Source organism: Cellulomonas citrea, assembly GCF_009829685.1.
Classification (GTDB): Bacteria; Actinomycetota; Actinomycetes; order Actinomycetales; family Cellulomonadaceae; genus Cellulomonas; species Cellulomonas citrea.
The window spans coordinates 1-6,406 of record NZ_VWSD01000161.1 but is presented as its reverse complement, the minus strand read 5'-3'; the positions used below and the strand labels follow the sequence as shown (position 1 = coordinate 6,406).

Annotated in this window: 6 protein-coding genes and 1 pseudogene; 3 read left to right on the top strand and 4 right to left on the bottom strand. The window is 74.5% G+C overall.

All coding sequences use genetic code 11. The annotated features are described in order from the left end of the window. From F2B26_RS17485 to F2B26_RS13840, 3 genes and pseudogenes are all read left to right on the top strand, one after another. Window positions 1-117 (top strand): annotated as a pseudogene (locus tag F2B26_RS17485) (ABC transporter permease); the annotation flags it as partial. Beyond that, complete coding sequence (locus tag F2B26_RS13845) at window positions 117-1,187, top strand: ABC transporter permease (protein WP_159810353.1); 1,071 nt, start codon at window positions 117-119, stop codon at window positions 1,185-1,187. The pseudogene F2B26_RS17485 and the gene F2B26_RS13845, both read left to right, overlap by 1 nt. Further along, a complete protein-coding gene (locus tag F2B26_RS13840; RefSeq protein WP_159810351.1) occupies window positions 1,184-2,983 on the top strand; it encodes a dipeptide ABC transporter ATP-binding protein in 1,800 nt (599 codons plus the stop codon). Before F2B26_RS13845 ends, F2B26_RS13840 begins: the two co-directional genes overlap by 4 nt. A 117-nt stretch (window positions 2,984-3,100) precedes the next feature. Here F2B26_RS13840 and F2B26_RS13835 read toward each other — a convergent pair whose 3' ends face one another. The 4 genes from F2B26_RS13835 to crtI form a co-directional block, all read right to left on the bottom strand. Beyond that, complete coding sequence (locus F2B26_RS13835) at window positions 3,101-3,964, bottom strand: prenyltransferase (protein WP_159810349.1); 864 nt, start codon at window positions 3,962-3,964, stop codon at window positions 3,101-3,103. Next, complete coding sequence (locus F2B26_RS13830; protein ID WP_159810347.1) at window positions 3,961-4,422, bottom strand: lycopene cyclase domain-containing protein; 462 nt, start codon at window positions 4,420-4,422, stop codon at window positions 3,961-3,963. Before F2B26_RS13830 ends, F2B26_RS13835 begins: the two co-directional genes overlap by 4 nt. Then, window positions 4,419-4,766 carry a lycopene cyclase domain-containing protein gene (locus tag F2B26_RS13825; RefSeq protein ID WP_159810345.1) on the bottom strand — a complete coding sequence of 116 codons (348 nt, stop codon included), beginning with the start codon at window positions 4,764-4,766 and terminating at the stop codon, window positions 4,419-4,421. Before F2B26_RS13825 ends, F2B26_RS13830 begins: the two co-directional genes overlap by 4 nt. Beyond that, window positions 4,763-6,406, bottom strand: a 1,644-nt coding sequence (gene crtI, locus F2B26_RS13820) for a phytoene desaturase family protein (RefSeq protein WP_235929683.1), incomplete at its 5' end; no start/stop codon positions are given. The genes F2B26_RS13825 and crtI, both read right to left, overlap by 4 nt.

Genomic DNA, 6,406 nt, shown 5'->3' with positions numbered 1-6,406 from the left:
GCGCGGGACTTCGTCGCGGTGCAGGGCATCGTCGCGATGCTCGCCGTCATCGTCGCGGTGACGAACTTCATCGTCGACGTGATCGCCGCCCTGGTCGACCCGAGGATCCGGTACTGATGGCCGCCGACGTGCCCCCGCCCGCCCCGATCGCCACCCGCGGGCCCTGGTGGCACCGGCTGCCGGTGCTCACGCAGCTGCGCGCGAGCGTCGGGCTGCAGCGCGGCATGCTCATCGGGGGCCTCGTGCTCACCGCGGTGTTCCTGCTCACCGCGCTGCTCGCCCCGGTGCTCGCGCCGTACGGCTGGAGCCAGCTGTCGGACGCCGCCGGCCCCTTCGGCTCCCAGCAGCCGCCGTCGTCGCAGCACCTGCTGGGCACCACGGTGGCCGGGTACGACGTGCTGTCCCGGGTGATCTGGGGCTCGCGCACGGCGCTGCTCGTCATCATCGTCGCCGTCGCGCTGTCCTCGGTGCTCGGCATCGCGATCGGGCTCGTGTCCGGCTACTTCGGCGGCTGGCTCGACCGGGTGATCGTCGTGGTGGCCGACGCGATCTACGCGTTCCCGTCGCTGCTGCTGGCGATCGTCGCGGCCATCGTCATCTCCGGCGGGCAGTCCTCGATGTGGGGCGGCATCCTGGCCGCCGCGATCTCGATCACCGTGGTGTTCATCCCGCAGTACCTGCGGGTGGTGCGCGCCGAGGTGATCCGGGTCAAGTCCGAGGCGTTCGTCGAGTCGGCCCGGGTGATCGGGGCGAACCCGCTGCGGATCATGACGCGGCACGTGCTGCGCAACTCGACCCGCACGCTGCCGCTCATCCTCACGCTCAACTGCTCCGAGGCGATCCTCACCCTCGCCGGGCTCGGCTTCCTGGGCTTCGGCATCGAGCCCTCGGCCGCGGCCGAGTGGGGCTACGACCTCAACAAGGCGCTGTCCGACGTGACCGCCGGCATCTGGTGGACCTCGGTGTTCCCCGGGACGGCGATCGTGCTCACCGTGCTCGGCGTCACGCTGGTCGGCGAGTCGCTCAACGACCTGTCGGACCCCCGGCTGCGCACCCGACGCCGCGCCGTCGAGGCCGTGGCCGGTCCGGTGCCCGGTGCCGACGCCGACGACCCGCTCGAGGTCGGCGTCATCGACCACCCCACGACGGCGGCCGACGAGCCGCAGGACGGGCAGGTGCAGCGATGAACCCCGTCGTCGACCTCCGCGAGCTGTCCGTGACGTTCGCGACCGACGGGGGTGACGTGCCCGCCGTCGTCGACGTGTCGCTCACCGTCGAGCCGGGGCAGGTGCTCGCCGTCGTCGGGGAGTCAGGGTCCGGCAAGACCGTCACCGCGCGCTCGATCCTCGGGCTGCTGCCCTCGACCGCCACGACATCGGGCGCGGTGCTGCTGTCCTCGCGCGACGGCGGAACCACCGACGTCCGGACGGCAGGTGCGGGCGCCCTGCGTGCGGTGCGTGGCCGGGACGCCGCGATGGTGTTCCAGGAGCCCTCCACCGCGCTCAACCCCGTCTTCACGGTCGGCTGGCAGATCGCCGAGGGGCTGCGGGCGCATGCGCGGATCAGCCGGAGCGAGGCACGGCAGGCGGCGATCGAGGCGCTGCGCACGGTCGGCATCCCGGACCCCGAGCACCGGGTGGACCACTACCCGCACCAGTTCTCCGGCGGGCAGAAGCAGCGCATCGTCATCGCCCAGGCGCTCGTGCTCAACCCCGGGCTGGTGATCGCCGACGAGCCGACGACGGCGCTCGACGTCACCGTGCAGGCCGAGATCCTCGACCTGCTGCGGCGGCTGCCCACCGAGTTCGGCACCGCGATCGTGCTCATCACGCACAACATGGGGGTCGTCGCCGACCTCGCCGACCGGGTCGCGGTGATGTACGCGGGCCGCATCGTCGAGCAGGCCGACGCCCAGACCCTCTTCGCGCACCCGCAGCACCCGTACACCCGGGCCCTGCTCGACGCCGTGCCGCGGATCGGCGGACGGCCGTTGCGCGGCCCGCGCAGCGAGGCCGCAGTGGCGGCCCTCGCCGGGGGCGCGCACCCGGCCGAGCCCACCGCTGTTCCGTCCAGCACCACGACGTCGGGCACCACCGCGTCGGCACCGGCCACCTCCGGCACCACGACGGCGGACCGCCCGCGCACGGCGCCCGTGGTCGAGGCGACCGGGCTCACGATCACCTACCCCGGCCGGTTCCGTCAGCCCCCGTTCACCGCGGTCGACGGCATCGACCTGCACATCGACCGCGGTGAGGTGCTCGGCCTCGTCGGGGAGTCCGGCAGCGGCAAGACCACGATCGGACGCGCCATCGCCGGGCTCACCCCCGTGAGCCAAGGGTCGCTCGAGGTGCTCGGCATCCAGCTGCGCGGTGCCGGGGAACGGGCGCTGCGGCCCGCCCGACGCAAGATCGGGTTCGTCTTCCAGGACCCGGCGACCTCGTTCAACCCGCTGCTCACGGTCGCCGCGGCGGTGGCCGAACCGCTCATCGTGCATGGCGCCGCACGGTCGGTGGAGGCAGCCCGGCCGCGCGTCGACGAGCTGCTCGAGGCCGTCCAGCTGCCCCGCGCGTTCGGCGACCGGTTCCCGCACGAGCTGTCCGGCGGTCAGCGGCAGCGAGCCTCGCTCGCCCGGGCGCTGGCCCTCGACCCCGAGCTGCTCATCGCCGACGAGCCGACGTCGGCCCTCGACGTGTCGGTGCAGGCCAAGGTCCTCGAGCTGTTCGCCCGGCTGCAGGCCGAGCTCGGCTTCGCCTGCCTGTTCATCACGCACGACCTGGCCGTCGTCGACCTGCTCGCCGACCGGATCGCGGTGCTGCACCGCGGCAAGGTCGTCGAGCAGGGCACCAGCCAGCAGGTGCTCGGCGACCCGCAGGACCCGTACACACGGCGGCTGCTCGCCTCGCTGCCGGTGCCCGACCCGGCCGAGCAGGCCGTCCGTCGCGGCGCGTGGCGGGCACTGGTCACCGACCCGGCCGCCGGCTGAGGTCACCACCGGGGGGCGCCGGAAGCTCGGGGGAGCCGGGCGACCGGGTGCGCTCGGGCGATCCGGGCGCGGTCGGCCGGGTGACGCCGGACGACCGGGTGAGCTCGGGCGACCTGCTCAGGCCGCCGCGATGAGCAGCATCGTCACGGCGGCCCCGGTCACCAGGTTGAGCCACAGGAAGGTCCGCCAGCCGGCGTTCGCCCGCTCGCAGGTGAGGTCGTCGACCCACCAGAAGCGCGCGGTGCTCACGGCGTACGGCAGCGGCAGCACGGCCGCGAGCACGCCCGGCCACGGCAGGGCTGCCAGCACCCCGGCGGCGACGACGTAGAGCACGACGGCCGCGCGCGCCGTGGTCCGGGCGCCGAGCACGGTGGCCACCGACGCGATGCCGCCGTCCCGGTCGGCCTGCACGTCCTGCACCGCACCGAAGGCGTGCGACGCCATCCCCCACAGCACGAACGCGACGAGCACCGGCCACACGCTGCGCGAGGTGAGCGCGGCCCCGGCCAGCACGAGCCCGTAGAGCAGCGGCCCGACGAAGTGCAGCGCCGAGGTCACCGAGTCCAGCACCGGGCGTTCCTTGAACCGCAGCCCCGGCGCCGAGTAGGCCACGACGAGGAAGAGCACGGCGAGCAGCACCGCCCCGGCGGCCACCGAGCCGAGCAGCAGCAGCCACACCACGAACGGCACGACGAGCACACCCGCGGCCACGAGCACCCGGCGGTGCACCGCACGCGCCTGGTCGGGGGGCACCAGCCCACCCTCGATCCCGCCCTTGCGCGGGTTCGCCAGGTCCGAGGCGTAGTCGAACACGTCGTTCACGCCGTACATGAGCAGGTTGTACGGCACGAGGAAGAACAGCGTCCCGACGACGAGCGCCACATCGACCCGGCCCCCGGTGGCCACCAGGTACCCGGCCGCGAAGGGGTAGGCGGTGTTCACCCAGGAGAACGGCCGCGAGGCCGCGACCAGGGCCTTCATCGGCGCTCCCCGTCCCGGCCGGGGGCGCCGTCGCCACGGTCGGCATCGCCCGGGTCCACGGCGCGGCGGTTCGCAGCACCGGCCGCAGCATCCCCGGGCGCCGCGGCACCGGGACCGGCCTCACCGGACGCCCCGCCCTGCGCCGCCGGCGTCGTCGGTGCGGCCTCCACGCGTGACCGGCGCCCGAGCACGGTCCACAGCACCGGCATCGCCACCCCGGCCGCCACCGCGTAGGCGAAGTCCTCCAGCGGCGCGCCCCAGATCCGCACGCCCAGGATCTTCGCCGGGTCGAACACGTAGAGCCCCACCCGGATCATGAGCGTGTCGAAGACGACGGTGAGCACGCACAGCACCGCGACGGCCCCCAGCAGCGGCCAGAGGCGCAGCCGGCGCAGCACCGGCAGGCTCACCGCGAGCAGCACGGCGAGCACGAGGAGGTTGAGCACGAGGTTCGTCACGCGTGCTCTCCCGGCTCCGTCGGGCCGGCCCCGCCCCGCGCGACCCGGTCGAACCAGCGCCACGTGAGCAGCCCGGTGTAGCAGAGCAGCGCGAGGAAGAACGCCTCCTCGACGGGCAGCTCGGGGGCCAGCAGCAGCCCGGTCATGTGCGGGGAGTCGCCGCGGGCGAAGATGCCCAGCCCGAGCCCGGCGAGGTCCCAGCCAAGGAACCCGACGACGCCGATCCCCAGGCACCAGGCGGTGCGCCGGGCATCGGCCCAGAACGCGAGCGCGAACCGCCGGTCCAGCACCGCGAGCCCGCCCAGGCTCACCACGAGCGCCGCCAGGTAGGCGAACCGCGTCATCGTCCGTCCCCGTCGCGGGCGACCTCGTCCCACAGGCCGCGCGGCAGCGCCGAGCCGAGGAACCCGGGGCGCAGCGGTGCCGGCAGCGGGTGCGCCGAACGTTCGCCCAGCAACCGCTTGACGGCGAGCTCGGCCGAGATGATCACCATCGGGATGCCCACCCCCGGGGTGGCCCCCGCACCCACGTGCAGCAGGTTCGGCACCTTCGCCGAGGCGCCGCCGGGGCGGAACATCGCCGACTGGCGCAACGTGTGCTCCAGGCCGAGCGCTGTGCCGCGCCAGGCCGACATGTCCCGGGCGAAGTCGGCCGGGGCGACCACCCGCCGGGTCACCACGCGGCCGCGCAGGTCGTCGATGCCCGCCCAGCTGCCGATCTGGTCGAGGTAGCGGTCGGCGTGCGCCTCGACCTCGGCCCGCTCCAGGCCGAGGTCCGGGTCGGCCGGGAAGGGGACCAGGACGAAGAGGGTCTCGTGCCCGTCGGGGGCGAGGAACGGGTCGGTCGCGCTCGGCCGGGAGACGTACAGCGAGGCCACCTCAGGCACCCGCAGCCCGTCCGGCGGTGTGCTGCGCCCCGCGCCGAGGATCGCCTCGAAGTTCGCCGGCCAGTCCCGGCTGAAGAACAGCGAGTGGTGGGCGAGCTCGGGCAGCGGCCCGCGCACCCCGGCCATGACGAGCAGCGCCGAGATCCCCGGGCCGCGGTGCTCCCAGCTCTCCTCGGGCAGGTCGGCGTACGCCGGTGCCAGCAGCTCCGTCTCGGTGTGGTGCCGGTCGGTGTCGGCCAGCACGAGGTCGGCCTCGACCAGCTCACCGCTCGCCAGCCGCACCCCGGTGGCCTGACCGCGCCGGCGCGGATGACGCCGGCTGCGCGTCGTCGGGCGCACCTCGATCCCGGTGACGTCGGCGCCGGTGCGCACCGTCACACCCTCCTCGCGGGCGATCTGCTCGAGCGCCTCGACCAGGGTGTACAGCCCACCGCGCGGGTAGAGCACGCCCTGGCCGAGGTCGAGGTGGCTCATGAGCGAGTACAGCGCCGGCACCCGGTAGGGCGAGCTGCCGAGGAAGACCGCGTGGTAGCCGAGGGCCTGGCGCAGCATCGGGTCCTGCACCGTGCGCGCCACGTGCTCGGCCAGGGTGTGCGTGAGCAGCCCGCCGAGCGTCCCGGCGCGGGCCGCCAGCTGCGCGGAGGCCAGCCGGGTCGGGTCCTCGAACGTCGTGTAGAGGACGTGGTCAAGTGCGAGCCGGTAGGCCTCCTGCGCCTGCCTGCGGTAGCCCTCGATCGCCGCCGCCGCGCCGGGCTCGACCGCCTCGAACGCCGCGGCGCGCGCCACCGGGTCCCGGACCAGCTCGAACGGCGCCGCCGGCCCGTCCGCGCCCGGTTCGCTGAACAGCCGGTACACCGGGTCCAGCTCGACCAGGTCGAGGTGGTCGGCGACCCGCCTGCCGAGCAGCGCGAACGCGTGCTCCACGACCTCGGGCATGAAGTACCAGGACGGTCCGGTGTCGAAGGTGAAGCCGTCGAGCTCCAGCCGGCCGGCCCGGCCGCCCACCCGGTCGTGCCGTTCGAGCAGCGTGACCTGGGCGCCGCCCCGGGCCAGCAGCGCGGCGGACAGCAGCCCCCCGATCCCGCCGCCGACGACGAC